This window comes from Aeromonas crassostreae (assembly GCF_054052445.1).
On the sequence record NZ_JBSTYM010000006.1, the window covers coordinates 24,569 to 51,064 of the forward strand.

Here is a 26,496-nt window from a genome sequence, read left to right on the forward strand (position 1 = left end):
TAGCCTGCCCCGCCATATCGATAGCGGCTAGATAACGGGCCTGAACTGACGGCTCCCATTCACAACATCGCCAGAAACGACCAGGCCCCGCCGATGGGCGGGGCCTGGTTGTCATCCATGCTGCGGGATTTAGAGGGTGAAGCGCTGGGTCATATGGTGCAGGGTGTTGGCCAGCTTGCTCAGCTCGACGCAGGCCTGGGCGGTCTGCTGGGCACCCTGGGCGTTCTCGTCGGCGGCATTGTGGATGTTCACTATGCTGCGATTGAGCTCCTCGGTCACCGCGTTCTGCTCTTCGGTGGCGGTGGCGATCAGGGTGTTCATGTCGCTGATCTGGGTGACGGCGCCATTGATGCTGTCGATGCTGCTCCCCGCCTCCCGTGCCAGTCCGACGCTCTCTTGCATCTGCTGGCGGCTCAGCTGCATGGCGTTGCCCGCTTCGGCGGTGCGCTCCTGCAACACCTCGATCATCTTGCTGATCTCGGCGGTGGAGGCCTGGGTGCGCTGGGCCAGACTGCGCACCTCGTCCGCCACCACGGCAAAACCGCGTCCCTGCTCCCCGGCCCGGGCCGCCTCGATGGCGGCATTGAGGGCCAGCAGATTGGTCTGCTCGGCGATGCCGCGAATGACGTCCAGCACCATGCTGATGTTGGCGCTGTCCGCCTCCAGCTGGGCCACCACTGTGCCCGCCTGCTCTATCTGCCGGGAGACCTGCTCTATGCTGCCGATGGCGCCGCGCACTACCTGGTTGCCCTGGGTGGAGGTGCGGGAGGCATCCTTGGCCGCGCTCATGGCGTCCGTGGTGTTGCGGGCCACCTCATTGACGGTGGACTGCATCTCGTTCATGGCGGTGGCCACCTGGGACACTTCGCTCTGCTGGCGGGCCATGCCGCTGGCGGACTGCTCGGAGATGGCGCTCACCTCCTCCACCGCACTGCTGAGCTGGCTCACCGAGCCCGCTATCTCGCTCACCAGATTGGCCAGGGCCTCCTGCATGCGATGGATGGCCGAGCCAAGCTGGCCCAGCTCGTCCCGATTGAAGCGCTTGCCCTGGATCCACTCCTGCAGCTCGCCACGTCCCAGGTCGCCATTGGCGATGCGCTGGGCCTGACGGGCCAGCATGATGAGGGGGTCGCGGATCTGGCGTGTCAACACCACGGAGAGGCCAACCACCAGCGCCAGGCCGATCAGCAGGGCCAGGGTGACGATGAGCTTGGCGGAGTCATAGGCCTCGACCACCTCCTTGCGCGATCCCTTGGCATAGCCGTGGTTGATCTGGATGAGCTCATTGACCGACTTGGCCAGGTTGCCGTAGAGCGGGATCCCTTCGCTCATGAAGAGCTGCTGGGCGGCGGCCAGCTGGTCGCTCTCCTGCAGCTGTTTCACCCGTTGGTGCAGGGCCGCGTAGCGGGCCCAATCGGCCTTGACGGTGTCGAAGGTGCGGCGCTCGTCCACGTCCTCCGCCCAGATGGTGGTGTCATGCTGGGCCAGCTGCTGAGTGACCTGCTCAAAGTTGCGGGCAGTTTCACTGCGATACTCCGCTTTCTTCTGCGGATCCGAGGCCACCAGGAAGAAGCCCAACTCATAGCGACGCAACTCATTGATGCGATCACCGATGGCGCTGGTGCGAACGACCGCGGGCAATATGCTGTCGGTGAAGCCGATGGCGGCCCGGTTCATCTTGCTGAACTCCAACAGGGAGGCGCCGCCGATGAAGGCGATCATCAGGCCGAGCACGGCAAAACCCGCACTGAGTTTCTTGCCAATGGTCATGGTACTGGTGTTCATGATGTGTCCTGGAAGTGGGAAAACAGATGTCGCTCGTCCTGTCTGTGCCTTCCTGGCTCGTGTGGTGGTGACCCCCATCCCTGGTTGCGCGTCCAGTCTTGCTGACTCCCTATCCCGAGGGAGCGAGACGAGCATGACGGCAAGTGGCAGACCCTGTCCATGGACTCGGTCTTGCCGCTCAACCCGTGTCCGGACTCGGGGAGCCGGGCACAGGGCTGTTATATCGACCGCCGGTCCGGATCCCTTAACCGTTTTTTTCAAACGGCGAGCATGAGCCCGCCCCGAGGGCCAGGATCCTTGGGACAGGCGGCAAGCCGTGCCGGGGAAGGCGGCGGAAAAAAGGAGGGAGAGATAGAAAAAACCGAGGAGGGCATGCCCTCCTCCTCGTGTCAGTGGCCTAGCCTTTCAGGCCGGCCAGGAACTCGGCGCGAGTATCTGGCTGAGTCTTGAACACCCCACCCAGGGAGGTGGTGGTGGTGTAGGAGGTGGAGTCCATCACCCCGCGTGCCTTCACGCAATAGTGGGTCGCGGCTATGCTGATGGCCACATCCTTGGTGCCGAGCAGGGTCTGCAACGCCAGCAGGATCTGCTGGGTCAGCCGCTCCTGCACCTGGGGACGGCGGGCGAAGAACTGGACGATGCGGTTGATCTTCGACAGGCCGATCACCTTGCCACGGGGGATGTAGGCCACATGGGCCAGCCCGTCTATGGTGACGAAGTGGTGCTCGCAGGTGCTGGTCAGGCTGATGTCCTTGACCATGATCATCTCGTCCACCTTCATCTTGTTCTCGATCACCGTCACCTTGGGGAAGCTGGCGTAATCGAGGCCGGAGAAGATCTCGTTCACGTACATCTTGGCGATGCGGTGCGGCGTCTCGGCCAGACTGTCATCGGCCAGATCAAGCCCCAGCGTCTCCATGATGGACCGCATGTGGCCCTCGATCTTCTCCTTTTTTTGCTGACTGTTCAGCGCATTGGCGACCAGAGGGGTCTCCAGCCCTTCGGCCACCAGGGCTTCCCTGACCAGCAAGGCTTCCTGACTTAAGCTCATCATCTTGTCTCTCTCCCACGCAGAGGGAATGGTATGACCCACAGGGCTTGTGGCGGCATAGTAAACGGCGATTGGCCTCATATTTCAAGTCAACTGCGCCCCATGCCCTGACTTTATGTTAATACGAGGTGTTTTACTGCCCCGATCGCCTGCCCATTCGGGGGGGATTTTGGGATAATCCCCCCACACCACAGTTTTCCTTACCCAAGAGGTCATGACGATGGGATTTGATAACGGCGCACTGCGCACCCTGGAGGATGCACTGCAAGGCATGCTGGCCCGGCTCGACTGCCGCTGCGAGGCCGAGCCCGTGCCCCTGACCGAGGCCCTTGACCGGGTGCTGGCCAGGGACATTCTCTCCCCCCTCTCGGTGCCCCCCTTCGACAACGCCGCCATGGACGGCTATGCCGTGCGCCTGGCGGATCTCGCCGCGGGCGCCCCGCTCAAGGTGGCGGGCAAGGCCTTCGCCGGCCAGCCCTATGAGGGCGAGTGGCCGGCGGGTCACTGCATCCGCATCATGACCGGCGCCCCCGTGCCCCCGGGCACGGATGCCGTGGTGATGCAGGAAGAAACGCAGGCGAGCGACAACGGGATCACTTTCCTGACCTCCCCCTTCCCCGGCCAGAACATCCGCCGGCGCGGGGAAGATATCCACGAGGGTGCCAGCGTGCTCGGCGCCGGCACCCGGCTCACCCCCCGGGAGCTGCCGCTGCTGGCCTCCTTGGGCATCGCCACCGTCAGCGTGCGCCGCCCCTTGAGGGTCGCCATCTTCAGCACGGGGGACGAGCTCAAGCCGGTGGGTACCCCCCTGGGCCACGGCGACATCTATGACTCCAACCGCTACGGGGTCAGGGCCATGCTGGCCCGCATGGGCATAGCATGTCTGGATCTGGGCATCATCCCCGACGACCCTGCCGCCCTGCGCGCCGCCTTCCTCCAGGCCGACCGCGAGGCCGACGTCCTCATCACCACGGGGGGCGTCTCGGTCGGGGAGGCGGACTTCACCAAGCAGCTGCTCGAAGAGCTCGGCGAAATCGGCTTCTGGAAACTCGCCATCAAGCCGGGCAAGCCGTTCGCCTTCGGCCGCCTGAGCCAGGCCTGGTTCTTTGGCCTGCCGGGCAACCCGGTCTCCGCCATGGTCACCTTCGGTCAACTGGTGCAACCGGCCCTGGCACGGCTCGCCGGGATCCATTTCCAGCGTCCCCTCTCCCTCACCGCCACCGTCACCACCCCGCTGAAAAAATCTCCCGGGCGGCTCGATTTCCAGCGCGGCATATTGAGCCAGGGCCCGAACGGCCTCGAGGTGCGCAGCACCGGCTCCCAGGACTCCGCCGTGTTCAGCTCCCTGTCCCGGGCCAACTGCTACATCGTGCTCGAGCAGGCGCGCGGCAAGGTGGCGGCGGGTGAAACCGTCACCGTCGAACTGTTCGGGAGCCTGCTGCTGTGAGCGAGATCCTGAGCGACGCCGAGCTTCTGCGCTACAACCGCCAGATAGTGCTCAAGTCCTTCGACTTCGAGGGGCAGGAGGCGCTCAAGCAGGCCCGGGTGCTGGTGATAGGGGCCGGAGGCCTGGGCTGCGCCGCCAGCCAGTATTTGGCGGTGGCCGGGGTGGGCCAGCTCACCCTGGTGGATTTTGACAAGGTGGAGCTCTCCAATTTGCAGCGCCAGGTGCTGCACAGCGACGGGCGCATCGGCATGTACAAGGTGGACTCGGCGGCCGAGACTCTGCGGGGCCTCAACCCCTGGCTCGAGGTGAAGACCCATGCCCGACTCGCCGATGAGGCCCTGCTCGATGCCCTGCTGCCGAGCCACCAGCTGGTGCTCGACTGTACCGACAACGTCGCCATCCGCAACCTGCTCAACCAGCGTGCCCGCCAGCACCGGGTGCCCCTGGTCAGCGGCGCCGCCATCCGGCTGGAGGGACAGCTGTGCAGCTTCACCTGGCAGGAGGACGAGCCCTGCTACGCCTGCCTGAGCTCGCTGTTTGGCGAGCAGGCCCTCAGCTGCGTCGAGGCGGGGATCCTGGCCCCCATGGTGGGGCTGGTAGGCAGCCTGCAGGCCCTGGAGGCCATCAAGCTGCTGGCGGGCATGGGCAAGAGCCATAGCGGCCGCCTGCTGATGATCGACGGCCTCAGCGGTCGCTTTCGCGAGCTGACCCTGCCCAAGCGCCCGGACTGCCCGATCTGCTCCCGGCCCTGAGCGGCACACCCCATCCATGAAAAAGCCGAACCCCAGGGTTCGGCTTAATGTGATGGTCAGCCTGACCCACAGCCCAGCAGGCTACGCTTGCTGGGCTGTTTCTTTTCTACTTCAGGAGAGCATCATGGCGACCATCACACGCTATGGACTCGACATCGGCAAACACGCCTTCCACCTCGTCGGACAGGATGCCCACGGCAAACCCGTCTTCAAGAGCCAGTTCACTCGGGCCAGTCTCATTGCCTACCTCGCTCGGCATCCCGTCTGCCGCATTGTGATGGAGGCCTGTTGTGGCGCGCACTGGTTAGCCCACAAGCTCATCGGGTTCGGCCATCCGGTGCAATTGATCGCGCCGCAGTATGTGCGCCCCTTTGTCACCGGCAACAAGAACGATTTCCTCGATGCTCAGGCTATCTGTGAGGCGGCCTCCCGTCCCGCCATGCGCTATGTCGGCATCAAAACCCCGGAGCAGCAAGCCTGCTCGGCGCTCCATCGACTGCGTGAGGCCCGCATTGCGGATCGGGTGCAAACCAGCAATCAGATCCACGCCCTGCTGCTCGAGTTTGGCATCGTGCTACCGCTGGGGGCGCGGGGCATCAAGCAAGTCCCTGATATCGTGACGAATACCAGCGCCGACCTGCCACAGGCCGCCCGCCAGATCCTCTCGGCTCAGTATGAGCATTACTGCTACCTGGCCGGGTTGATTGCCGGGCTGGACAGTCAGATAGGTGCCCAAGCCAAGGCCGATGCATTGACCAGTCGATTGATGACCATTCCCGGCATCGGCCCCATCATCGCCAGCCAGCTGGCGGCCGATGCCGGCAACGCGCAGGGCTATGGTTCGGCCCGCCACTTCGCCGCCTCCCTTGGCCTGGTGCCGCGCCAACACTCCACGGGGGGCAAGCACAAGCTGCTGGGGATCAGCAAGCGGGGGGACAAGTCGCTGCGGCGGTTACTGGTGCAGTGCGCCCGGGTGGTGATGCAGAATGCCGCCAAATGGCAGAGCGCGATGGCGCAGTGGGCGCAGTGGGCGCAGCAGCTGATGACACGACGCCACTCGAATGTGGTGGCCTGTGCGCTGGCCAACAAGCTGGCACGGATAGTGTGGGCGGTGCTGGTGAAGGGAGAGGAATACCAGCCTCACCCCAAGGCTGCCTGAAGGTAAACACTCGCCGGGTTGCCCCGGCGAAGGGTTAACACGCCTGCTTTTGCGATGTCCAGAACGTGATGACGACAACTGGCCCAACGGCCCGAGGGTAAACCTGACACAAAAAACAGTCTTGGAGACTGACGGTTTTTTGAGGCCCCTCAGGCGCGGCTCACATCATGGATCGGGCATGATTGCCCATCAAGAATCCGGATAGATTAGAGCAAGCCTGCCCTGTCGGTATTGATCATCAATCTGGCCTTGCAAAACTCAGGCTGACCATAGATTTTTGTGCCCATGCAGGCTCAATGAGTCGCCAGGATCCGTTGCAACAGACGATTGAACCCTGCTGGATCCTCCGCCGGCCAGGCGTGATGGCCCTGGGGCGTGTGCACCGTGGCGTTGGGCAGGGCGGCAAACTGCTCCACCCGCTTGGCCAGCGGCAGGTAGTCGTGACTGGTGGAGATGATGGCCACCGGCTGCCAGATGGCGCCAAGGCGGGCGCGCACCGACCAGCCGGGCAGGGCGCCGAGCAGCGCCTTGTAGGTCTTTTTCCTGTTGCTCTGCACGAAGCGCAGCCGAAAGGTGCGGCGCACCCGGGCGAGCTCGGGGCCGGGGAAGAGCTCGCGCCCCAGCCACCAGGCCAGTGGCCGCATGCCAAACCAGCGCAGCCACTTGAGGCGCATGGCATAGCGCTCCTGCTCTTTCGGCGTCTCCAGCAGAAATTCGCTGAAACCGTTGACCAGCACCAGGCCGCTCACCTTGCTTGGCAGTTGTAGCGCCAGCTCCAGGGCCACCATGGCCCCGAGCGAGAGCCCCACCACCCAGGCAGGGCCGGGCTGCTCCTCGAGCCAGCGGGCCACGTCTGCCGCCAGGGTGGACACGTCGAAGGGCCCCTCCTGCCTGCTCTGGCCGTGGCCGCGCAGGTCCAGGGCCACCACCCGGTAGCCGTGGGAGAAGTGCTCGATCTGGGCCTGCCAGTCGAGACTGGAGGAGCCAAGGCCGTGCAGCAAGAGCAGCAAGGGGCCCTCCCCCGCACTGCGCAAGGCCAAGCCATGGGATTTCATTACCTGATTGCGACGCACCCGCGCTCTCCCTCTCCATTCGATAGCGGCCTCTGGCCTTGTTGCCCGGGCTGTGGCGACCCCCTCAGCCCTCTCCCACCAGGCTCACCGCCTTGATGTAGGCGTATATCTGCTGCCCTGGCGCCAACGCCAGCCGTTTGGCGGAGCGGCTGGTGATCCGGGCCAGCAGTATCTGCTGCCCCAGCCCCAACTGCAACAGGGTTTGCCCAGGCCTCACCTCCCTCAGCTCGCGCAGTCGGGTCACCAGGCAGTTGGAGAGGCTGGAGTGCGCGATAGGGGCGGTGGCGATCACCAGATCCCGCGCCGCCACCTTGAGCTGCAGGGGCCCCGCCTCGTCGGGGGCATGCTCCATGGTGACCATCAGGGTCTGCTCCCCCAGTTGCAGGGTCGCCATCTGCTCCTCGTCGTCGTAGTGGGCCAGGGTCGCCGACAGCATGACCCCCACATCGTCGCGACTGGCCAGGGAGAGGTCGGTGCGGGCGAAGATCTCGCTCGGCCTGCCCTGGGCCTCCAGCCTGCCATCGGCCAGCAGCACCAGCTGATCGCACAGCAGGCTCACCTCCTCCATGGCGTGGCTCACGAAGATCATGGGGATGCCGCTCTCGCGCTGCAGCCCCTTGAGCACGTGGGCCTGATGGATGCGGCTGCGGCTGTCGAGCGCCGAGAAGGGTTCATCGAGCAGCAGCAGGTCGGGCTCCGCCAGCAGGGCCCGCCCCAGGGCCACCCGCTGACGCTGGCCGCCCGAGAGGACGTGGGCGGGCTGTCCCAGCAGATCGGCAAAGCCGAGCCGCATCGCCAGCGCCTCGGGCTGCCAGCGCCCTCGCCCCTTGCCCGCCGCCAGATGCAGGTTGCCGAGCACCGTCAGATGGGGGAAGAGGCGGGCGTCCTGAAACACCAGTCCAATGCGGCGCGCCTCCGGCAGCAGGGCCGCCAGATCCCGCCCCTGCCAGCGCAGGGCATCCGAGGGGGCGCGGTCCAGCCCGGCGATGATGCGCAGCAGGGTGCTCTTGCCGCAGCCCGAGGGACCAAAGAGGCCGAGCATGCCACCGAGGGGCAGCGTGAGATCGCAGTCGAGCGTGAAGCCACCAAACCGGCGTTGGGTGTTAAGGTGAAGGTTCATCCGAACAACCTCCGCTGCCGACGCTGCAAGACGCCGTAAACCAGCACCAGCATCACCAGGGAGAAGCCCATCAGACCCCCCGCCAGCAGGTGGGCCTGTTGATAATCCATGGCTTCCACGTGATCAAACAGGGCGATGGAGAGCACTTGCGTCTCCCCCGGGATGTTGCCCCCTATCATCAGCACCACGCCAAACTCCCCCAGGGTGTGGGCAAAGCCCAGCGCCGCCGCCATCACGAAGCTCGGCAGCGTCATGGGCAGGATGATCTGAAAGAAGCGCTCAAGGGGCCCCAGCCCCAGGGTGGCGGCGGCCTCGAGCTCCTTGTTGCCCATGTTGACGAAGGCGGAGGTCAGCGGCTGCACCACGAAGGGGAGCGAATAGAGGATGGATGCAAACAGCAGGCCGAGGAAGCTGAAGGCGAGCGGTGTCCCGAAGCTCTGCCGCCACCAGGCGCCGAGGCCGTACTCCGGCGAGAAGGCGAGCAGCAGATAGAAGCCGAGCACGGTGGGCGGCAACACCAGGGGCAGCGCCACCAGGGCCTCCACCAGCGGCCGCAGTCGGTGCTGGCTGCGCGACAGCCACCAGGCGAGCGGCGGCGACAGCAGCAGCAGGATGGCGGTGGTACTGGCCGCCAGCTTGAGGGTAAGCCAGACCGCCAGCAGATCCCCTTCACTCATGGGGCATATCCTTCCCTGGTGCGAGCAGCAACATGTTATGCATCCTCATTGCAAAGCGTGGCCGGCCCTGAGGCCGGCCAGTGGTCATGGGAGATAGGCATCCATGCCATCATTGCGGCAAGGCATAGCCCGCGGCCTCGATCTGCTCCTGGCCCGGGCCCTTGAGCCAGGCTACCAGGGCATCCACCGCCTCCCCTTTCTTCAGCACCAGGGCCTGCTGCTCGATGGGGGGATGGAAACTGGCCGGCACCGCCCAGGCTTCGCCGGTTTTACCGGCGTCCACCAGATTGGCCCAGGCGACGAAGCCCAGCTTCGCATTGCCGGTGTCGACGAACTGCCAGGTCTGGCCGATGTTGGTGCCGGTCAGCAGACGGTACTGTTTGGGATCTATCTTGAGGCTCTCCAGGGTGGCCATGGCGGCGGCGCCATAGGGGGCTGTCTTGGGGTTGGCGATGGCCAGCTCCCCCTGCCAGCTGCGCAAAGTGGCCTCGTCAGGGGCAGGCCCCCCCTTTTGCCACAGGCCGAGCTGGCCGATGGCGTAGGTGAAGCGACCGCTCCCCTTGCCCTGCGCTTCGAGTTTTTGCGGGGTGGTCACATCGGCGGAGAGGAAGAGATCAAACGGGGCGCCGTGGCTTATCTGGGTGTAGAGCACCCCGGTGGCGGCCGAGCTGATGACGACCCTGTGGCCGGTCTTGGCGGTGAATGCCTTGCCAATGCGCGCCAGAGTCCCCTTGAAGTTGGCGGCCACGGCCACCTTGACTTCATTGGCCTGCGCGGCCCCGCTGTGCAAGGCGCCGGCGACCAGACCGAGCAAGACCACGGACAACTGTTTCTTCATTCCCTGTCTCCTTGAGGCTTCGGCGTACCCGAAGCAGGTGATGGCACTCGCCTGTCATCGAGCGGATCGGCTAGGGCGCTTGCCGCCAGCGGGCGGCGGCGTCGTTGTCGCTATCCTTGGCCTCGACCCAACGTTGCCCCCCCTCGGCGGTCAGCTCTTTCTTCCAGAAGGGGGCCCGGGTCTTCAAAAAATCCATGATGAAGTGGCAGGCCTCGAACGCGGCGTCCCTGTGGGCGCTGCTCACCGCCACCAGCACGATCTGATCCCCGAGCAGCAGATCGCCGATGCGGTGAATGAGGGTGCACTCCTGCAGCGGCCAGCGGCCACGGGCCTCGGCGACTATGTCCGCCAGCGCCTTCTCGGTCATGCCGGGGTAGTGCTCGAGGGAGAGCCCCAAAACCTCCTCCCCCTGATTGAAGTCCCGCACCTTGCCGACGAAGGTGACGATGGCACCGCTGTCGTGACGGGCGGCGAGCCGCTGGTATTCATCACCGAGGGAGAAATCGGCCCGCTGCACCAGGATGCGATCGGTCGAGTCAGTGGGCATCTCGTGGGACATGGGTTCAGCCTCCGGTCACCGGCGGGAAGAAGGCGACTTCATCGCCATCATTGAGCGGCGTCTCGAGCGGCACCAGGGTCTGGTTGACCGCCACCAGCAGCTTGCCCGATTCCAGCGCCAGGGCCCACTTGTCGCCCCGCTCGCACAAGGCGGCGCGAAGGGCGTCGGCACTGGCGTAATCGCTGGGCAGGCTGAGTTCGTCGCAGCCCACCAGCTCACGTACTTGTGCAAAAAACAGTACCTTGATCATGCTTTCTCTCCTGCGCCCGACCCCAGCTGGAAGTGACCGGACTTGCCGCCCTTCTTCTCCACCAGCCTGACTTGCTCTATCACCATGTCCTTTTGCACCGCCTTGCACATGTCGTAGATGGTCAGCGCCGCCACGGACGCCGCGGTGAGCGCCTCCATCTCCACCCCTGTCTTGCCGGACAGCTTGCAGAGGGTGCGGATATGGACCCTGTCGTGCTGGGGCTGGGGCTCAATCTCCACCTCCACTCGAGTCAGGGCCAGGGGGTGGCAGAGGGGTATGAGATCGGCGGTCTTCTTGGCCGCCATGATGCCGGCGATGCGGGCGGTGGCGAACACGTCCCCCTTATGGTGCTGACCGCCGAGGATAAGCGCCAGGGTCGCGGGGGCCATGGTCACGAAGGCTTCGGCGCGGGCTTCGCGCTCGGTCACCTGCTTGTCGGTGACATCCACCATGTGGGCCTCACCGCTCTGGTTGAGATGGGTCAGGTTCATCGGCTTTCCCCAGGGATGACGTTCAAAGGTGGGAGACAAAGTTGCACGGCTGGGTGCGGGCGTCCAGCTGATCCCGAATGAGCTGCTCCCAGCCGAGCCGGCAGGCGCCGGTGGAGCCCGGCAGGCAGCAGATCAGAGTCTTGTTGGCCAGCCCTGCCAGGGCACGGCTCTGCATGGCCGAGCCCTTTATCTCGGCAAAGGAGAGCTGGCGAAACAGCTCGCCAAAGCCCTGCACCGTGCGCTCGAACAGCACGCCGACCGCCTCGGGCACCCGGTTCTGCTCGTTGAAGCCGGTGCCGCCGTTGATAAGCACCACCTGCACCCCTTCATCGGCAATCCACTGGCTCACCTGGGCCCGGATCCGGAACAGGTTGTCGGCCAGCAGGGCGCGATCGGCCAGGCGGTGGCCGGCCTCGGTCAGGGCGCCGACCAGATAGTCGCCCGAGCTGTCATCGGCGGCGGTGCGGCTGTCCGACACCGTCAGAACGGCAATGTTGAGGGGAAGAAAAGTCCGGTTCTGTTGTGCCATGGTCTGACTCCGTTACTGCACAGAAGGCGGCCCGCTTGCGCCGGGCGAGTCGCCGATTCTAACAAAGGTTGGTGGGAAAGGGGGAGTTTCGTCTAGGGGCCAACCCCCGTCCGAGGCGGGCTCGATTCAGGGGGACCATGAGAAGAGGCCGGAAGAACCGGCCTCTTGCTCCGGGGACTCGGGATCAGAATCCCTTGACCCCTGTCATGTCGGGCAGCTGGTGCGCTATCCCCTTGTGGCAGTCGATGCAGGTGCTCTCGCCGCTGGCCAGGCTGGTGGAGTGCATCTGGGCCCCCCGCTTGCCTTGCAGGGAGAAGTCCATGTACTCGAAGTTGTGGCAGTTGCGGCACTCACGCGAATCCGTGTCTTTCATCCGCTTCCACTCCCGCTCCGCCATCTCCCGGCGATGGCTCTCGAACTTCTCGCGGGTGTCCACCTTGCCGGTGATCATGCCCCACAGCTCCTTGGAGGCCTGCACCTTGCGAATGATCTTGTAGGTCCATTCGTGAGGTACGTGGCAATCGGGGCAGCTGGCGCGCACCCCGGAGCGGTTGGCATAGTGGATGGTGTCACGGTACTCCACGAAGACGTTGTCCTTCATCTCGTGACAGCCGGTGCAGAACTTCTCGGTGTTGGAGGCTTCCATGGCGGTGTTGAAACCGCCCCAGAAGATGACGCCGCCGAAGAAGCCCATCAGCAACAGCACCCAGAGTGCCGCCTTGGACGGGGACTTGAAGGTGGTCCACAGACGCTGGATAAAGCCAGGTAATTTCATCTAGTTGGCTCCTCAGTTCAGCGCTTCAACTGGTTTAAACGTATTTTCCACCAGCGGCTTGGCATCCGCCTGCGGCACGTGACACTGCAGGCAGAAGTAGCGGCGAGGCGACACTTCACCCAGGGTCATGCCGTCGCGGGTCTCGAAGTGCGTCGGGCTTATCTTGGGCGCCTTCATCTTGCTGGCATTCTTGAAGCTGTGACAGGCCAGGCACTTGTTGACCTTGGTATCCACCTCATAGTTGCGGGTATCGTGGGGGATCAGCGGCGGCTGATGCATGTACTGGCGATCGTAGAGATCCCCATCCTTGCGAAAGTTCTTCAAGGGGGCGGCATCAGCTTCCGTAACCAGATCCGTGCTCCCCCGCTCAGATTTGATCCCCCCCGTGCTGTTGGTGATCTCGGGGACTGCGGCCATCAAGGAGCCCGCCATCAGGCAGGCCAGCATTGCTCCAATCAGCTTTTTCATTATGTGTTCTCCGACGTTTTCTCTGCCTTGACGGCAAAACCTACAGTGATTTCAAAAACTTGTTCCGCGCAGACATCGATGCAGCGGCCACAGTTGGTACACTCTTGAGCCGCAATCAAGGGCCCGTGACCGCGCCTGGCCCCGTGAACGGGGCCGCGCAGGATGGGGCGCTCCGGGCAGACCGCATAACAATCCATGCAGCTGCTGCACCGCTCGCGTCCCGAGGCGGCAATCTTGATGAACCCGACCCGGTTGACCAGGGCATAGAAGGCCCCCACCGGACAGAGATGACCACACCAGCCCCGCTCCACCACGAAAAGATCAAACAGGAACAGCACCGCCAGCAGACCCCAGCCCGCCCCCATGCCAAACAGCAGACCGCGCAGGGTGAGCGACACCGGATTGACCAGCTCCCACACCAGCACGCCCGTGACGGCGGGCACCACCAACACCATGGCCAGCAGCCAGTAGCGGGTATTGCGCTTGAACTGGCCGTTGCCCTTGAGTCCGAGCCGGGCCCTGGCCCAGGCGGCAGCATCCGTGATGAGGTTGACCGGACAGACCCAGGAGCAGAACACTCGCCCCCCGACCAGCCAGTACCCGGCGAGCACCAGGCCAGCCCCGAGCCAGAGAGTGGTGATGGGCCAATGGCCCGCCGCCACCGATTGCAGCAGAGTCAGCGGATCCGTGAGCGGCACCGTTTCCAGCAACAGCGAGCTGGAGAGGTTGCCCTTGAGGATCCAGACCCCCGCCAGGGGCCCCAGCAGGAAGAGCCCCAGCACGCCAAACTGGCTGAGGCGACGCAGCAGCAGGAAGCGGTGCGACCGCCACCAACCGAGGCGTGCCCTGGCCTCTTGTCCCGGATAACGACTCATAACCCCTCCGGTCTGCGAGTGGGCAGGGTGAGCCGCTCACCGATGAGGGACTTGCCCGCCTTCTCTTTCTCTTCCCAACCGAGCCGGTAGTGATGGCCCAGCTCCCCCTTGGCAAGCTGGCGGGGCACCACCTTGATGGCCGCCGTTTCCAGTACGCAGGCGTGCTCGCACTTGCCACAGCCGGTGCACAGATCGCTGTGCACCGTCGGCAGGAACATGGCGTGCTTGCCGGTGCGCGGGTTGTGTTGCAGCTCGAGGGTGATGGCCTCGTCTATCAGGGGGCAGACCCGGTAGCAGACATCGCAGCGCAGCCCCAGATAGTTGAGGCAGGTCTCGTGATCGATGAGCACCGCCACCCCCATGCGCGCCTGATCGATATCGGTCATGGCCGGATCCAGTGCCCCGCTCGGACAGGCCGCCACGCAAGGAATGTCATCACACATTTCGCACGGGACGTTGCGCGCCTTGAAAAAGGGCGTGCCCGTGGTCACGGGATCAAACAGCCGGGCGAGCTTGAGGGTGTCGTAGGGGCAGGCCTCGGCGCAGAGCCCGCAGCGCACGCAGGCGGCGAGGAACTCGGCCTCGTCCAAGGCCGCCGGCGGGCGCAGTGCCTGGGCAGGCACCGCCTGCACCTGCTGGCGCGCCACGCCGCCCAGACCGACACCCAGCAAGCCTACCGAACAGGCCCCCTTGGCCATGTCGGCCAGAAACTGGCGGCGACTACGACTCATCTCGCGCTCCCCCGCCTCAGGCCTTGACGACCTTGACCGCGCACTTCTTGTAATCCGTCTCTTTCGACAGCGGATCCGTGGCATCCAGGGTCAGCTTGTTGACCAGCTGGCTCGCATCGAAGAAGGGCATGAACACCAGGCCCTTGGGCGGGCGGTTGCGACCGCGGGTCTCGACCCGGGTCTTCACCTCGCCACGGCGGGAGGCAACGATCACCTCTTCGCCACGGCGCACGCCACGGGCCTTGGCATCTTCCGGGTGCATGAAGAGCACCGCATCCGGGAAGGCGCGATAGAGCTCGGGCACCCGGCGGGTCATGGTGCCGGTGTGCCAGTGCTCCAGCACGCGGCCGGTGGAGAGCCACATGTCGAACTCCTGGTCCGGCGCCTCGGCGGCAGGCTCATAGGGCAGCGCGAAGATGACCGCACGGCCGTCGGGTTTGCCGTAGAATTTCACCCCCTCCCCGGCCTTCACATAGGGGTCGAACCCTTCGCGATAGCGCCACAGGGTCTCCTTGCCGTCCACCACGGGCCAGCGCAGGCCGCGCGCCTCGTGGTACTGATCGAACGGCGCCAGATCGTGGCCGTGGCCGCGACCGAAGGAGGCGTACTCCTCGAACAATCCCTTCTGCACGTAGAAGCCGAAGTGGTCGGCCTCGTCGTTGAGCGCCCCCTTGCTCTGCTCTTTCGGGAACTGATTGACCTGGCCGTTGGCGTAGAGCACCTCGAACAGGGTCTTGCCCTTGAGCTCGGGCTGCTTGGCGATGAGTTCGGCCGGCCACACCTCTTCCACGGTGAAGCGCTTGGCGAACTCCATCAGCTGCCACAGATCGGACTTGGCCCCTTCCGGCGCCTTCACCTGCTGGTGCCAGAACTGGGTGCGGCGCTCGGCGTTGCCATAGGCCCCCTCTTTCTCCACCCACATGGCGGTGGGCAGGATGAGGTCGGCCGCCTGGGCAGTGACGGTCGGGTACGGGTCGGACACCACGATGAAGTTGGCCGGGTTGCGATAACCGGGCAGCCCCTCCTCGTTCATGTTGGGACCGGCCTGCATGTTGTTGTTGCACATCACCCAGTAGGCGTTGAGCTTGCCGTCTTTGAGCATGCGGTTTTGCAGCACGGCGTGATAACCCACCTGCTCGGGGATGGTGCCTTCCGGCAGTTTCCAGATCTTCTCGGCGATGGCGCGGTGTTTCGGGTCTGTGACCACCATGTCGGCCGGCAGGCGGTGGGCGAAGGTGCCCACTTCCCGGGCGGTGCCGCAGGCAGAGGGTTGGCCGGTCAGGGAGAAGGGACCCGAGCCCGGGGTGGAGATCTTGCCGGTCAGCAGGTGGATGTTGTAGCAGAGGTTGTTGGCCCAGACGCCACGGGTGTGCTGGTTGAAGCCCATGGTCCAGTAGGAGACCACCTTCTTGTCCGGATCGGCATAGATCTGGGCCAGTTTTTCGAGCTTGTCCTTGGGGACGCCGGAGAGCTTGGAGACAGAGTCGACGTCGTAATCCGCCACGAATTTCGCGAAGTCGTCGAAGCTCATGGGGGTGGAGTCGCCGCTGTCCGGGTTCTTGGCTTTTTGCTGGGTCGGGTGAGTCGGACGCAGGCCGTAGCCGATGTCGGTGACCCCCTTGCGGAACTGGGTGTGCTTGTTGACGAACTCCCAGTTCACCTTGTCGTTCTGGATGATGTAGTTGGCGATGTAGTTGAGGATCGCGAGATCGGTCTGGGGTGTGAACACCAGGCCGTTGTCCGCGAGCTCGAAGCTGCGATGCTCGAAGGTGGAGAGCACGTGCACCTGCACATCCGGGTGTGAGAGGCGGCGATCCGAGATGCGCGACCAGAGGATGGGGTGCATCTCCGCCATGTTGGAGCCCCACAGCACGAAGGCGTCGGCCTGCTCGATGTCGTCGTAGCAGCCCATGGGCTCGTCCATGCCGAAGGTGCGCATGAAGCCGACCACGGCGGAGGCCATGCAGTGACGGGCGTTGGGATCCAGGTTGTTGGTGCGAAAACCTGCCTTCATCAGCTTGGCGGCGGCATAGCCTTCCCACACGGTCCACTGGCCCGAGCCAAACATGCCGACCGCGCTCGGTCCCTTCTCCTTGAGGGTGGCCTTGAACTTCTCGGCCATGATGTCGAACGCCTGATCCCAGCTGATGGGAGCAAAGTCACCGTTCTTGTCGAACTTGCCATCCGTCATGCGCAGCATGGGCTGGGTCAGCCTGTCCTCGCCATACATGATCTTGGACAGGAAGTAGCCCTTGATGCAGTTGAGGCCACGGTTGACCGGGGCATCGGGATCCCCCTGGGTCGCCACCACGCGACCATCCTGGGAGCCCACCAGCACGGAGCAGCCGGTACCGCAGAAGCGGCAGGGCGCCTTGTCCCAGGTGATGGCGGTCTTGTCGGTACTGGTGATCAGGTTCGCCGCCAGGGTGGGGGCGCTGACACCGGCCACAGCCGCCGCGGCTGCGACCGCGTTGGCCTTCATAAAGTCGCGTCGACTCAGCTTCATGACATTTCCTCACATTGCTTATCGTTGTTATCAAACTGGTGGTAGATGAGACCGGCAGAGAGCACCCCGGGCATGGCCTGGATGGCATCGATGGCCGCCATGATGGGGCGCTGGCTGGGCCCTTCCAGGGTGACCACCAGCTTGCCCTCCTCACTGATCACATGCACTTCGGCCCCGTCGAGGGCGCCAATCTGCTCGGCGAGCCGATGGCGCAACACGGGCTGGGTCAGCACCACCAGGCTGGAGACGTGATACTCCTGCTCCGGGTGCTCATCGGCGGAATGGGATTTCATTCGTGCTCCTTGTGGGCCGGGCTGGCCACCTTGATGCTGCCCACCGGGCAGTCGCCGACACAGGCACCGCACCCGGTGCACAGGGCCGCATCCACGCTCGGTGTGGGGACACGCCCCAAGACGGGGACAAAGCGGATCGCCCTCGCCTCGCAACTGTCCTGGCAACGCTGACAATAGACCTGGCCATTGGCCAGGCAGCCTTCGGTTATCTGTGCAATATAGTCCCAGGGACGCTGGTCCCTCGGGCGAAACAGGGGCTCCTGGCAGGCGCTGGCACAGTCACCGCAGAAGCTGCACTCGCCCCGGCCAAGGTCGAGGGCGGGAAAGCCGCCATCGCCCTTGATGATGATCTGCTCCGGGCAGGCACTCAGGCAGTCGCCACAACGGCTGCAATCGGCGACAAATTCGGACCAGGGCAGTGACCAGGGCAGTTGGACGGCGGGGGCCGCAGCCTTGAGATGGCCGCGTAGCAGGTGTCGGCGTGACAGGTTGACCCCATCGGACATATCCACTCCTTGTGAGCCCCGAAAGCCCGGCATCACCAGGCGAAAGAAGAAGGGTATCTCGAATACCTATTCTGATAGTGGGTCTATATTGCGGACTCAACAAGCGGAGAGATATACCACCAGGGGGATAAACAGGGGGGATTATTGCGCTGGATCAAACCCTTGGCGCAAATAACAAGAAGGGGATATCCCGCAGGATACCCCCAATGAGGTGATTGGCTCACGATCTGACCCGCCGCTGGCTCAGCCGCCGATGGAGGCGAGGTGGGGCGTCATGCCGGCATTGCCCTCGTGGAGATGATGGGTGGCCGCCTTGCCGAGCAGGGCGGTGCGGATGCGCTCGATCAGCGCATCCTGCTGATCGTCGCCCGCCAGCAGATCCCGCAGCGCCACCCCGTGCTCGCCAAAGAGGCACAGGTGCAGCTTGCCCACCGAGGAGACCCTCAGCCGGTTGCAGCCGGCGCAAAAGTCCTTGCTGTAGGGCATGATGAGGCCGATGCGGCCCCGGGAGGCCGGGTGCTGGAACACCTGGGCCGGACCATCGTCCACCCCCCGCAGCTGGGTGAGCCACCCCTGACTCAGCAGCCTCGTTTTGATCTGTTCGCCGCTGACGTGGTGATCGCGAAACAGGCTGTCCATCTCGCCGGTCTGCATCAACTCGATGAAGCGCAGGTCGATGGGCTTGTCACGGATCCAGGTCAGGAAGGCATCCAGCTCATGGTCATTGAGCCCCCTGAGCAAGACGGCATTGACCTTGACCGAGGGGAAACCCGCCTCGAGGGCCGCCTCTATCCCCGCCATCACCTCCACCAGCTTGTTCTCGCCGGTGATCTGGTGAAACTGGCGCGGATCCAGGCTGTCGACGCTGACATTGAGGGCCGTCAATCCGGCGGCGCGCCATTCGCCCGCCCGCTCCTTCAGGCGATAGCCGTTGGTGGTCATGGCCACCTTGTCGATGCCCGGGGTATTGGCCACCGTCTCTATGATGCGGGTGAAATCACGGCGCAGGGAGGGCTCGCCCCCGGTCAGGCGCACCTTGCGGGTGCCCATGGCGGCGAAGCCGGACACGATGCGGCGGATTTCGTCCAGGGAGAGAAACGACTTGCGCCCCTCCCCAGGGCGGTAGCCGTCCGGCAGGCAGTAGGTACAGCGAAAATTGCACACGTCGGTGACCGACAGGCGCAAATAGTAAAAGCGACGGGAAAAACCATCTTCGAGTGGCAACATAAACACCTTTCCAAATACGGGAGGCCAGGGCATTTCTTTCCTGACCCTTACAGCGCGATACCTCGGCTGTCGGCGATTCCCCCCCTATCCGAAGACTTAGGTGAAAATGCTCGGAGTTCATCTAGTTTTTCGATGCTAGCACAACTTCTAGTACACTCCCACGCAACTTATGGGGTATTTCGAGGGGGTAGTGGCGCCATGGGACAATGGTTCAGAGTGCATTCGGTCAGCAGCGCCATCGGTCGCTCCATGATGCTGATCCTGTTCATGGCGAGCCTGATCGCCCTGGTGGCCATGGTCACCCTCTTCTATTCGGTGCCGGACGCCAAGGCGATCAACCTGTCGGGTTCCCTGCGGATGCAGGCCTATCGCATGGCCTACGAGATTGGCCAGGGCCAGGCCGCCATCAAGCGTCTGGAGCAGTTCGAGCAGACCCTCAACGCCGAGGAGCTGCAAGAGACCCAGCGCTGGATCACCCCGGCGGCCCTGCGCCTGACCTATGGCGAGGTGTTGCGCCAGTGGCAGCTGATGCGCGGCCACATAGAGCAGGCCACTCCCCAGGGCTACATAGACAACACGGAGCCGTTCGTCGCCGCCATCGATGATTTCGTCAACCAGATGCAGTATCACGTGGAGTTCAAGGTGCGCATGCTGGCCCTGGCCGAGGGGTTGGGACTCATCGCCATCATCACCATCGCCTGGTTCACGGTACGTTTCACCCGCCAGCAGGTGGTGGCGCCCCTCAATCAGCTGGTCCATTGCGCCCGCCAGATCCAGCGCCGGGAGTTCGATCTCACCCTGCCCCCCCACTGTGACAACGAACTGGGGGAGCTGTCAGGAGCCTTCGCCATCATGGCCACCGAGCTTGGCAAGCTCTATCGGGACCTGGAGAGCAAGGTGGAGGAGAAGACCGCCAAGCTGCAGCAGGCCAACGACACCCTCTCCTTCCTCTACACCACGGCCCAGAAGCTGCACGCCGCACCCCTGAGCAGCCATACCCTGCAAAAATTGCTGGACAGGGCCGCCGACCACCAGCAGATAGCCCACATCCGCCTGACCCGCTTCGAGCGCGACGCCATGCCCGTCTATCTGACCGGGCGCAGCGGCTGGCCCGGGGATCTCGAGGCCATGGAGCACTTCGACCTGCAGATGGGGGACAGGGAGTTTGGCCGCCTCGACCTCATCGGCCACCACCCCATCGACGAGCGACTGATGAAGAACTTCTCCATGCTGCTGGCCCAGGTGCTGCACAAGGATCAGACCCTGTTGCAACAGCAGCGACTGCTGCTGATGGAGGAGCGAGCCGTCATCGCCCGCGAGCTGCACGACTCCCTGGCCCAGGCCCTCTCCTACCTCAAGATCCAGTCCACTCTGCTCAAGCGGGCCTTCGCCAAGGGGGACAACGACAAGACCCAGGCCGCCATGGAGCAGATAGACGAGGGGCTCGGCAGCGCCTACCGCCAGTTGCGCGAGCTGCTCGGCACCTTTCGCCTCAGCATCGGCGATGTCAACCTCGGCGAGGCGATCGGCGTCATGCTCGACCAGCTCAAGCCCCAGACCCAGGCCGAGATCAGGCTTCATTACGGTCTGGCTCATGCCACCCTGGAGGCGGGTCAGCACATCCACATTCTGCAGCTGATCCGTGAGGCAGTGCTCAATGCCATCAAGCACGCCAACGCGCAACTGATTGATGTTAGCTGTGAGACCCTCGCCGATGGTAACATCCAGATACAGATCACCGATGATGGAGTCGGGATCGGCGACGCCCGCTCGGCCATCAACCACTATGGCCTCAGCATCATGAACGAGCGGGCCAGCAAGCTCCACGGGGAGCTGACGATCGGCAACAGTCACCCCAAGGGCACCCGGGTGCACCTGACCTTTCCCACCAGCCTAACAAGAGATGCCTGATGGACGAGATGAAATACACGGTTCTGGTGGTCGATGACCACCCCCTGATGCGCAAGGGGATAGTTCAACTCCTGGCGCTGGAAGAGAACATGGAACTATGCGGCGAGGCATCCAACGGCACCGATGCCATCGCCATGGCCAAAGCGTCCGAACCGGACCTTATTCTGCTCGATCTCAACATGAAGGGCCTCTCCGGCCTGGATACCCTCAAGGCCCTGCGCGCCGAGGAGATCACCTCCAGGGTGGTGATCCTGACCGTGTCGGACGCCCGCCAGGATGTGGTCGCCCTGCTCAAGGCCGGCGCCGATGGCTACCTGCTCAAGGACACCGAGCCAGAGGCGCTGCTGGCCCAGCTCGGCGAGGTGATGACCGGGCAGCAGATCCTGAGCGAGCCGCTGCGTCCCTACTTGGAGAACATCTACGAGCTGGATCACCTGCAGCAGAAGCTGGAGAGCTTAACGCGTCGCGAAATGCAAATACTGCGCGAAATTGCGAAGGGCCTCTCCAACAAGCAGGTCGCCTCCGTGCTCCATATCTCCGAGGGCACCGTCAAGGTACACGTCAAGAGCCTGCTCAAGAAACTCGAGGCCCAGAGCCGGGTCGAGGCCGCCGTCATGTACCTGGAACAGCGCCACTAACGGGTCATTTTTTCCCCAACGAGCCACCGCAAGGTGGCTTTTTTCATGCTCTGGCACAGTCACTGCATTGTCTTGTTAAGCAATGACTCAATGGAGGACGGAACATGAAAAATACCCAACTGGCACTGTTCCCTTTGCCGTCCCACATACTGCCGGGCGGCAAACTGCCACTGCGACTGTTCGAGCCGCGCCACCTGCAGATGCTCAAGGAGTCCTTCGAACAAGAGCGAGGCTTTGGCATAGTGATGGAAGAGGCGACCTCGACAGGCACCGCCGGGCGCATACTCCCGGTCGGCACCCGGGTCAAGGTGACCGACTTCTACACCCTCAATGACGGCCTGCTGGGGGTCACTGTGCTCGGGCTGGATCGCTTCTGCATCCACAGCATGACCACAGACGCCCTTGGCCTGTGCCGCGCCGAGGTGGAACCCCTGCCCAACTGGCCCAGCATCCACAGCGACTTCAGCGACGATCTGCTGGCCGACCGGCTGCGAGAGGTGTTCGAGCAATATCCGGAGCTCGATGAGCTCTACCCGGACAAGCAGTTCGAGGACGCCACCTGGCTGTGCCAGCGCTGGCTGGAGATACTGCCCATGCCCATCTACGAGAAGCAGATGCTGATCGCCAAGCAGAACAGCGAGGCCGCCAGGCAGTTCCTCCGCCGCTTGATCGCCCGCTGACGGACGATAGCAGCGAGGCCACCGGGAGAGCATTTCCCTCCGCCGCTTGATTGCCCGCTGACGGACGATAGCAGCGAGGCCGCCGGGAGCATTTCCCTCCGCCGCTTGATTGCCCGCTGACGGACGATAGAAGCGAGGCCGCCGGGAGCATTTCCCTCCGCCGCTTGGTCGCTCGCTGAGGGACGGTATCAGCCAGGCCGCCGGGAACACTCCCTCCGTCGTTTGGCCGCTCACTGAAGGGCGATAGAAGCCAGGCCGCCGGGAACACTTCCTCCGTCGTTTGGCCGCTCACTGAAGGGCGATAGAAGCCAGACCGCAGGGAACACTGCCGGCTGGATTAAGCGCCGACAAGAAGAGCTGGCAGAGGGAGAGAAGGCGTCCGACGAGACTATTTGCAAAATGCGAAAAATCTCATAATGAAAAGGACATATTCGCAATTTGCAAATTTTTCATTCAGGTGCCGACAGTGAATGTTCAGCTGGAGCCTGCTATCGCTGCCCATGGCTCGACATAGAAAAGTTGGCACGTATTTTTCATATAGCTTTATACAACCCGATTTATCCCGTGCTCTCTTCAGTATTTGCTGAAGAATTGGTCAACTACCCAGTTGACCATTTTTTTTGCCTGCCATTCACCCACGCGTCCCATCCCCGTCCACTCTGCCCCCTGACCATGACGACGCCATGACATTCAACAGTGCCGTTGCAGGCAGTCGCGCAGCCGGGCGAGGCTGATGGGCTTGGCCAGAAAATCCGTCATGCCTGTGGCCAGACAGCAGGCCCTGTCCTCGGCCATGGCATTGGCGGTCAGCGCCACTATGGGCATGCGGTAACCGAGCTCGCGCAGCAAGCGGGTCGCCTCCAGCCCATCCATCTGCGGCATCCGCATGTCCATCAGGATGAGATCCGGCGCCTGCTCCGCCACCTGGGCGAGCGCCTCCAGGCCATTGCCGGCGATCCGCACCCGGCTCACCAGCTTTTGCAGCATGAGGGAGACCACCAGCTGATTGATGGGGCTGTCTTCCACCACCAGCACGTCCAGGGGCCGCAAGGCGTTGCTGGGCGGGGCCGCCCTCGCCTCGCTCTCGCAGGGCAGGGCGAGTCCGGGCAGGGAGAACCAGAAGCGGCTGCCGGCACCGAGCCGGCTGGTGAGACAAAGCTCGCCCCCCATCAGGGCGACCAGCCGCTTGCTGATGCTCAGGCCAAGGCCGGTGCCGGCGCGGTGGCGAGTGGCCGAGCTGTCGACCTGGGTGAAGGGCTCAAACAGCCGGGCCTGATCCGCCTCGGCGATGCCGATGCCCGTGTCCTGCACCTCGATCTTCAGGCACTCATCCCGCCAGCCCATCTTGAGCACCACGCCCCCCTGCTCGGTGAACTTGAGGGCATTGCCGAGCAGGTTGTTGATGATCTGGGACAGGCGCACTGGATCGGCGAACAGGGCCTCGGGCAGCGCCTCATCCAGCTCGCAGGTCAGGGTGAGCCCCTTCTCCCTGGCCTGATCCTGCCAGGGTTCCATGATGGCCTGGCTGAGGGGGCGGGGCGCGAATCGCTCGCAGTGCAGCGCCAGGCTGTGGGCCTCTATCTTCGAGAAGTCGAGCACGTCATCTATGATGGTCTGCAGCAGCCGGGCCGAGTGGGCGGCATGATCCAGCAGGGTCTGCTGGGCCGGGGCCATCCCCTCGTGCTGCAGCAGATCCAGCATGCCCATCACGGCGTTCATGGGGGAGCGGATCTCGTGGGTCATCATGGCCAGGAACTGGGACTTGGCCCGGTTGGCGGCCTCGGCCTGATCCCGCGCCTTGGCCAGCTCCTGCTCGCGCCTTATCTGGCGCCCTATGTCGCGCGCCGTGCCGCTGTAACCGCAAAAATGGCCCTGCCTGTCGAACAGGGGCTCGGCGTTCACCTCCATCCAGCGCACCAGGCCCCCGGCATTGATGCGCACCCGCTCGGCGCGGATGGCTTGGCGCCCCTCCACCAAGCGGCGGTACTTCTCCCACTGCTCCCCTTCCCGCTCATGGGTCACCTCGTAGAGGCTGCGACCCGTCTCCATGGTCATGACGCCTCCCTCATAGCCGGGGGCAGAGACATAACTGAGCCTGTGCTCGCCATCGGTTTCCCAGAACCAGTCCGAGGCCATGGCGGCAAAGCGGCGAAACCGGCGCTCGCTCGCCTGCAGCTCCCGGGTCTTGAGCGCCACCTGCTGCTGGAGCCGGGCCCGATAGGCGATGTTGACCAGGGCCTGGGAGATGAGGGGCTGGCAGCGGGCCAGCGCCGCCTTGCTCTGCAGATCCAGCCCGCCCCTGACCGAGTGGCGGCAGAGCAGTATGCCGGTAAAGCCCGGGGCATGCAGGCCGGTCAGCATCAGGCTGGCCCAGCCCGGCTTGCCCGCCAGCCCGGCGAATTCGGGCAGCTGGGCCGGGTCATAGACGACCAGGGTCTCCCCCGCCAGGGCGCGGGCGAAGAGGGGGGAGTGCCGCCAGCCCTGGCCGCACTCGGCTGGCTCTGTGCTCAAATGGGTGACACCCGTCCCCGCCTCCCAGCTCAGGACATCCGCCTGCTCGAAGCCGATGAAGGGCTGCAGGCTACGGATCAGGCTCAGCAGCACCTGCTCCAGGGTGCGGGCATCGGCCAGGGCGCCGAGGCCGGCCAGCAGGGTCTGGGACTCCTGACGGTACTGGGCCTCCCGGGCACGGCAATGAACCAGCTCCACCAGGGTGGCTTGCAGCTTGTCGTTCAGTGCCTCCAGCGCCTTGCTGTCACGGCCCGTCTCAGGATGCATCGACGCCTCCCAGCAGCACCACGGCGGAGACCATGAGGTTGCCATGGGCCAGCTCCCCATGGGGCAGTCTCCCCTGCTCGCCGAAGGTGAAGGGGGTGATGAAGGGGATGGCCCCCAGCTGCGCCTCGAGCAGGTTGCCAACCCCCTGGATCCGCTCCCCCAGGGCGAGCCGGGAGCCGGCGCAGAAGATGAGCAGGGCCCCCAGGGGACGCACGGCGCCGCAGCCACCATAGCCCGGCTCTATGTGCGCCGCCAGGCTGCGGGCCAGCAGCCCCTCGGCGCTGCCATGCATCAATATCAGCCGCTCCCCCGGCTCGATGGCGGTGAAGAGCCGCAGGCCGCCCCGGGCCGTGACGGCCTCGGGATGGGAGAGCTTGTAATAGGGTACCCCGTCCAGGGTGCCCCGCTGGCGCGCCAGGGGGGCCAGGGTGCTCTGGGCCAGGATGGGCCCCACCGGAAAGGGGGCCAGGCCGCGCCAGCTGGCATAGACCCAGGCGGCCGGCTCGCCATCTATGGTCAGCACCTCGCGCCCATCGCACGCGGTCACCAGGCCATGGTGGGCGGTGGCCAGATAGCCGGAGTGGAACTGAAACGCCAGCTCGCAGTCGGGATAGAGCAGGGCCAGCACCACCCCCTCTCGCCCCTCCCCCCCCTGCCAGCAGAGTTGCCAGTCGCCACGGATGGCGTCATCTGCGGCAGAGCCCCCCACCACGGGCACCCGGCAACCGAACTCGTCCTCGATGGCCGCGAGCAGCCCCTCCTCCCGGCCTGGGCTCGCGTGCAGCAGCACCATGGCCGGCAGCTCGCCGGGGCGCCCCGCCTCGGCCATGGCGCCGTGCAGCAGGGCCCGCATGTCGACCGCCTCCCCCAGCTCCCCTGCCACCCCGTAGCACCCCGTCTCATCGAACAGGGCCGCCACCGCCAGCCCCCAGCCCTGGGCGCTGTGATAACCGGTCTGGGTCTGCACCCCGTGGCAGGAGCTGCAACCGATGAGACGGACATGGGGATAGCGCCCGGTCAAGGCCTGACGCAGGACGCCGGCATCGTGGGCCTGGGTAAAGTAGACGATCAGCAGGGATGGCAGGGCCGCGGGGGCCAGCTCCTCGAGGCGCTCGCACACCTCGCGGCAGGCGAGGGCCGAGCTGGCTGCGAGGGAGTGAGCCGTCAGAAAGTTCACTGCTATCTCCTGTGGAATCTCATTGGTCGATGAGGCGGTCATGACATCGGGAACCTCGCCAGACTGTGACGAGTCCACGCCTTCCCCGCCCTGGGCAAGAAAATCAGGTGCAGCAACCAAGCAAAAGTCATACCCTTTGCAAAAAAATCCCGCGCATCCTCAGGTGCTGTGCCAGGGAGAACAACAAGATGAGGCCCATG

26 protein-coding genes and 1 riboswitch are annotated in these 26,496 nt (G+C 64.4%); of the genes, 6 read left to right on the forward strand and 20 right to left on the reverse strand.

The features are described from left to right. Positions 1 to 129: 129 nt before the first annotated feature. Together ACW5W4_RS06395 and folE are read right to left on the reverse strand one after the other, a co-directional pair. Positions 130 to 1,785, reverse strand: a complete 1,656-nt coding sequence (locus tag ACW5W4_RS06395; RefSeq protein WP_456688808.1) for a methyl-accepting chemotaxis protein — start codon at positions 1,783 to 1,785, stop codon at positions 130 to 132. 397 nt (positions 1,786 to 2,182) lie between these two features. After that, positions 2,183 to 2,839 (reverse strand): GTP cyclohydrolase I FolE, encoded by a 657-nt coding sequence (gene folE / locus ACW5W4_RS06400; protein WP_408796585.1) that lies wholly within the window; start codon positions 2,837 to 2,839, stop codon positions 2,183 to 2,185. A gap of 217 nt (positions 2,840 to 3,056) precedes the next feature. On the opposite strand from folE, the gene moeA reads away from it, so the two are divergent. The 3 genes from moeA to ACW5W4_RS06415 all read left to right on the forward strand — a co-directional run bounded on the left by moeA (position 3,057) and on the right by ACW5W4_RS06415 (position 6,194). After that, positions 3,057 to 4,283, forward strand: a complete 1,227-nt coding sequence (gene moeA, locus ACW5W4_RS06405; RefSeq protein ID WP_456688918.1) for a molybdopterin molybdotransferase MoeA — start codon at positions 3,057 to 3,059, stop codon at positions 4,281 to 4,283. After that, positions 4,280 to 5,035 carry a molybdopterin-synthase adenylyltransferase MoeB gene (gene moeB / locus ACW5W4_RS06410; RefSeq protein WP_427263299.1) on the forward strand — a complete coding sequence of 252 codons (756 nt, stop codon included), beginning with the start codon at positions 4,280 to 4,282 and terminating at the stop codon, positions 5,033 to 5,035. The genes moeA and moeB overlap by 4 nt, the downstream gene beginning before the upstream one ends. 124 nt (positions 5,036 to 5,159) lie before the next feature. Beyond that, on the forward strand, positions 5,160 to 6,194 hold the full coding sequence (locus tag ACW5W4_RS06415) for an IS110 family RNA-guided transposase (RefSeq protein ID WP_456688809.1): 1,035 nt from the start codon (positions 5,160 to 5,162) through the stop codon (positions 6,192 to 6,194). A 293-nt stretch (positions 6,195 to 6,487) separates the two neighbouring features. Here ACW5W4_RS06415 and ACW5W4_RS06420 read toward each other — a convergent pair whose 3' ends face one another. The 16 genes from ACW5W4_RS06420 to moaA form a co-directional block, all read right to left on the reverse strand. Continuing rightward, entirely contained in the window at positions 6,488 to 7,267 is a 780-nt protein-coding gene (locus ACW5W4_RS06420; RefSeq protein WP_456688810.1) for an alpha/beta fold hydrolase, read from the reverse strand. Between the two features lie 64 nt (positions 7,268 to 7,331). Then, positions 7,332 to 8,387, reverse strand: a complete 1,056-nt coding sequence (modC, locus tag ACW5W4_RS06425; RefSeq protein WP_456688811.1) for a molybdenum ABC transporter ATP-binding protein — start codon at positions 8,385 to 8,387, stop codon at positions 7,332 to 7,334. After that, on the reverse strand, positions 8,384 to 9,064 hold the full coding sequence (modB, locus tag ACW5W4_RS06430) for a molybdate ABC transporter permease subunit (protein ID WP_427263294.1): 681 nt from the start codon (positions 9,062 to 9,064) through the stop codon (positions 8,384 to 8,386). Before modB ends, modC begins: the two co-directional genes overlap by 4 nt. 109 nt (positions 9,065 to 9,173) lie before the next feature. Further along, positions 9,174 to 9,902, reverse strand: coding sequence for a molybdate ABC transporter substrate-binding protein (gene modA, locus ACW5W4_RS06435; RefSeq protein WP_456688812.1), 729 nt, complete (start codon positions 9,900 to 9,902; stop codon positions 9,174 to 9,176). 70 nt (positions 9,903 to 9,972) lie between these two features. After that, positions 9,973 to 10,461 carry a molybdopterin synthase catalytic subunit MoaE gene (gene moaE, locus ACW5W4_RS06440; RefSeq protein WP_456688813.1) on the reverse strand — a complete coding sequence of 163 codons (489 nt, stop codon included), beginning with the start codon at positions 10,459 to 10,461 and terminating at the stop codon, positions 9,973 to 9,975. A gap of 4 nt (positions 10,462 to 10,465) precedes the next feature. After that, positions 10,466 to 10,711: a molybdopterin synthase sulfur carrier subunit gene (moaD, locus tag ACW5W4_RS06445; protein ID WP_456688814.1), complete on the reverse strand. Its 246-nt coding sequence runs from the start codon at positions 10,709 to 10,711 to the stop codon at positions 10,466 to 10,468. Next, positions 10,708 to 11,202: a cyclic pyranopterin monophosphate synthase MoaC gene (gene moaC, locus ACW5W4_RS06450; RefSeq protein ID WP_456688815.1), complete on the reverse strand. Its 495-nt coding sequence runs from the start codon at positions 11,200 to 11,202 to the stop codon at positions 10,708 to 10,710. The genes moaD and moaC overlap by 4 nt, the downstream gene beginning before the upstream one ends. Positions 11,203 to 11,224: 22 nt before the next feature. Beyond that, the gene (gene moaB, locus ACW5W4_RS06455) at positions 11,225 to 11,731 is read right to left on the reverse strand and encodes a molybdenum cofactor biosynthesis protein B (RefSeq protein WP_456688816.1); all 507 of its coding nucleotides are present in this window, start codon (positions 11,729 to 11,731) and stop codon (positions 11,225 to 11,227) included. A gap of 184 nt (positions 11,732 to 11,915) precedes the next feature. Beyond that, positions 11,916 to 12,506 (reverse strand): cytochrome c3 family protein, encoded by a 591-nt coding sequence (locus tag ACW5W4_RS06460; protein WP_427263288.1) that lies wholly within the window; start codon positions 12,504 to 12,506, stop codon positions 11,916 to 11,918. A gap of 12 nt (positions 12,507 to 12,518) precedes the next feature. After that, the gene (locus tag ACW5W4_RS06465; protein WP_427263287.1) at positions 12,519 to 12,974 is read right to left on the reverse strand and encodes a nitrate reductase cytochrome c-type subunit; all 456 of its coding nucleotides are present in this window, start codon (positions 12,972 to 12,974) and stop codon (positions 12,519 to 12,521) included. Further along, positions 12,974 to 13,849 carry a quinol dehydrogenase ferredoxin subunit NapH gene (napH, locus tag ACW5W4_RS06470; protein ID WP_456688817.1) on the reverse strand — a complete coding sequence of 292 codons (876 nt, stop codon included), beginning with the start codon at positions 13,847 to 13,849 and terminating at the stop codon, positions 12,974 to 12,976. The genes ACW5W4_RS06465 and napH overlap by 1 nt, the downstream gene beginning before the upstream one ends. Next, a complete protein-coding gene (gene napG / locus ACW5W4_RS06475; RefSeq protein ID WP_427263285.1) occupies positions 13,846 to 14,580 on the reverse strand; it encodes a ferredoxin-type protein NapG in 735 nt (244 codons plus the stop codon). Before napG ends, napH begins: the two co-directional genes overlap by 4 nt. Positions 14,581 to 14,596: 16 nt before the next feature. Beyond that, the gene (gene napA / locus ACW5W4_RS06480; RefSeq protein ID WP_456688818.1) at positions 14,597 to 17,086 is read right to left on the reverse strand and encodes a nitrate reductase catalytic subunit NapA; all 2,490 of its coding nucleotides are present in this window, start codon (positions 17,084 to 17,086) and stop codon (positions 14,597 to 14,599) included. Further along, entirely contained in the window at positions 17,083 to 17,379 is a 297-nt protein-coding gene (locus tag ACW5W4_RS06485; protein ID WP_427263283.1) for a chaperone NapD, read from the reverse strand. The genes napA and ACW5W4_RS06485 overlap by 4 nt, the downstream gene beginning before the upstream one ends. Continuing rightward, positions 17,376 to 17,885: a ferredoxin-type protein NapF gene (gene napF / locus ACW5W4_RS06490; protein WP_427263282.1), complete on the reverse strand. Its 510-nt coding sequence runs from the start codon at positions 17,883 to 17,885 to the stop codon at positions 17,376 to 17,378. Before napF ends, ACW5W4_RS06485 begins: the two co-directional genes overlap by 4 nt. Before the next feature lie 243 nt (positions 17,886 to 18,128). Continuing rightward, complete coding sequence (gene moaA, locus ACW5W4_RS06495) at positions 18,129 to 19,112, reverse strand: GTP 3',8-cyclase MoaA (protein ID WP_456688819.1); 984 nt, start codon at positions 19,110 to 19,112, stop codon at positions 18,129 to 18,131. Then, positions 19,100 to 19,240, reverse strand: a riboswitch (molybdenum cofactor riboswitch). Its footprint overlaps the gene before it by 13 nt. 70 nt (positions 19,241 to 19,310) lie before the next feature. Between moaA and narQ the strand changes: the two genes are divergently transcribed. The 3 genes from narQ (at position 19,311) to ACW5W4_RS06510 (ending at position 22,341) form a co-directional block, all read left to right on the forward strand. Continuing rightward, a complete protein-coding gene (gene narQ / locus ACW5W4_RS06500; protein ID WP_456688820.1) occupies positions 19,311 to 21,023 on the forward strand; it encodes a nitrate/nitrite two-component system sensor histidine kinase NarQ in 1,713 nt (570 codons plus the stop codon). After that, a complete protein-coding gene (gene narL, locus ACW5W4_RS06505) occupies positions 21,023 to 21,661 on the forward strand; it encodes a two-component system response regulator NarL (protein WP_041996255.1) in 639 nt (212 codons plus the stop codon). The genes narQ and narL overlap by 1 nt, the downstream gene beginning before the upstream one ends. Positions 21,662 to 21,765: 104 nt before the next feature. Beyond that, positions 21,766 to 22,341 carry an LON peptidase substrate-binding domain-containing protein gene (locus ACW5W4_RS06510; RefSeq protein ID WP_427261369.1) on the forward strand — a complete coding sequence of 192 codons (576 nt, stop codon included), beginning with the start codon at positions 21,766 to 21,768 and terminating at the stop codon, positions 22,339 to 22,341. A 690-nt stretch (positions 22,342 to 23,031) separates the two neighbouring features. On the opposite strand, the gene ACW5W4_RS06515 is transcribed toward ACW5W4_RS06510, so the two are convergent. Both ACW5W4_RS06515 and ACW5W4_RS06520 read right to left on the reverse strand, forming a co-directional pair. Further along, positions 23,032 to 25,119, reverse strand: coding sequence for an ATP-binding protein (locus ACW5W4_RS06515; RefSeq protein ID WP_456688821.1), 2,088 nt, complete (start codon positions 25,117 to 25,119; stop codon positions 23,032 to 23,034). Then, a complete protein-coding gene (locus tag ACW5W4_RS06520) occupies positions 25,109 to 26,302 on the reverse strand; it encodes an FIST signal transduction protein (protein WP_456688919.1) in 1,194 nt (397 codons plus the stop codon). The genes ACW5W4_RS06515 and ACW5W4_RS06520 overlap by 11 nt, the downstream gene beginning before the upstream one ends. Positions 26,303 to 26,496 lie beyond the last annotated feature (194 nt).

Excerpts from the sequence above, each read along its gene's own strand:
- ACW5W4_RS06515 (WP_456688821.1), bottom strand. The coding sequence starts at position 25,119 with ATGCATCCTGAGACGGGCCGTGACAGCAAGGCGCTGGAGGCACTGAAC.
- moaE (WP_456688813.1), bottom strand. The coding sequence starts at position 10,461 with ATGTCCCACGAGATGCCCACTGACTCGACCGATCGCATCCTGGTGCAG.
- ACW5W4_RS06395 (WP_456688808.1), bottom strand. The coding sequence starts at position 1,785 with ATGAACACCAGTACCATGACCATTGGCAAGAAACTCAGTGCGGGTTTT.
- ACW5W4_RS06510 (WP_427261369.1), top strand. The coding sequence starts at position 21,766 with ATGAAAAATACCCAACTGGCACTGTTCCCTTTGCCGTCCCACATACTG.
- moaB (WP_456688816.1), bottom strand. The coding sequence starts at position 11,731 with ATGGCACAACAGAACCGGACTTTTCTTCCCCTCAACATTGCCGTTCTG.
- ACW5W4_RS06415 (WP_456688809.1), top strand. The coding sequence starts at position 5,160 with ATGGCGACCATCACACGCTATGGACTCGACATCGGCAAACACGCCTTC.
- modB (WP_427263294.1), bottom strand. The coding sequence starts at position 9,064 with ATGAGTGAAGGGGATCTGCTGGCGGTCTGGCTTACCCTCAAGCTGGCG.
- ACW5W4_RS06465 (WP_427263287.1), bottom strand. The coding sequence starts at position 12,974 with ATGAAAAAGCTGATTGGAGCAATGCTGGCCTGCCTGATGGCGGGCTCC.
- moaA (WP_456688819.1), bottom strand. The coding sequence starts at position 19,112 with ATGTTGCCACTCGAAGATGGTTTTTCCCGTCGCTTTTACTATTTGCGC.
- moaD (WP_456688814.1), bottom strand. The coding sequence starts at position 10,711 with ATGATCAAGGTACTGTTTTTTGCACAAGTACGTGAGCTGGTGGGCTGC.
- narL (WP_041996255.1), top strand. The coding sequence starts at position 21,023 with ATGGACGAGATGAAATACACGGTTCTGGTGGTCGATGACCACCCCCTG.
- napF (WP_427263282.1), bottom strand. The coding sequence starts at position 17,885 with ATGTCCGATGGGGTCAACCTGTCACGCCGACACCTGCTACGCGGCCAT.
- modA (WP_456688812.1), bottom strand. The coding sequence starts at position 9,902 with ATGAAGAAACAGTTGTCCGTGGTCTTGCTCGGTCTGGTCGCCGGCGCC.
- ACW5W4_RS06460 (WP_427263288.1), bottom strand. The coding sequence starts at position 12,506 with ATGAAATTACCTGGCTTTATCCAGCGTCTGTGGACCACCTTCAAGTCC.
- narQ (WP_456688820.1), top strand. The coding sequence starts at position 19,311 with ATGGGACAATGGTTCAGAGTGCATTCGGTCAGCAGCGCCATCGGTCGC.
- modC (WP_456688811.1), bottom strand. The coding sequence starts at position 8,387 with ATGAACCTTCACCTTAACACCCAACGCCGGTTTGGTGGCTTCACGCTC.
- moeA (WP_456688918.1), top strand. The coding sequence starts at position 3,057 with ATGGGATTTGATAACGGCGCACTGCGCACCCTGGAGGATGCACTGCAA.
- napH (WP_456688817.1), bottom strand. The coding sequence starts at position 13,849 with ATGAGTCGTTATCCGGGACAAGAGGCCAGGGCACGCCTCGGTTGGTGG.
- moaC (WP_456688815.1), bottom strand. The coding sequence starts at position 11,202 with ATGAACCTGACCCATCTCAACCAGAGCGGTGAGGCCCACATGGTGGAT.
- ACW5W4_RS06485 (WP_427263283.1), bottom strand. The coding sequence starts at position 17,379 with ATGAAATCCCATTCCGCCGATGAGCACCCGGAGCAGGAGTATCACGTC.
- napG (WP_427263285.1), bottom strand. The coding sequence starts at position 14,580 with ATGAGTCGTAGTCGCCGCCAGTTTCTGGCCGACATGGCCAAGGGGGCC.
- folE (WP_408796585.1), bottom strand. The coding sequence starts at position 2,839 with ATGATGAGCTTAAGTCAGGAAGCCTTGCTGGTCAGGGAAGCCCTGGTG.
- napA (WP_456688818.1), bottom strand. The coding sequence starts at position 17,086 with ATGAAGCTGAGTCGACGCGACTTTATGAAGGCCAACGCGGTCGCAGCC.